Annotated in this window: 1 protein-coding gene; it reads left to right on the forward strand. The window is 77.2% G+C overall.

Translation table 11 applies throughout. The features are described 5' to 3' along the window. Nucleotides 1-228 (forward strand): hypothetical protein (locus KVT14_RS22120; RefSeq protein WP_217617459.1); only part of this gene is annotated, 228 nt, incomplete at both ends.

Below are 228 nucleotides of genomic sequence, written 5' to 3' on the forward strand. Positions count from 1 at the left end.
CTCGAGGTGCTCGCGGGCGTCCGCGGCGCGCTCGACGTGTTCCAGCCGTACGAGTTCGGGCGGAGCCCGGCCGACATGGTCGCCGCCACCGCGTCGAAGGCCTGGCGGGCCGTGCACGGCACCCCCATGGGCTACTGGCTGCGCCGGCGGCTCAAGGAGCAGGGCAAGGACCCCATGCGCCCCGGCCGCCCCGGCGCCGGCCTGCTCGCCTCGTCGCGAGTCGGGCTG

The organism is Cellulomonas sp. GbtcB1, from assembly GCF_019091725.1.
In the GTDB taxonomy this organism is placed as follows: Bacteria; Actinomycetota; Actinomycetes; order Actinomycetales; family Cellulomonadaceae; genus Cellulomonas.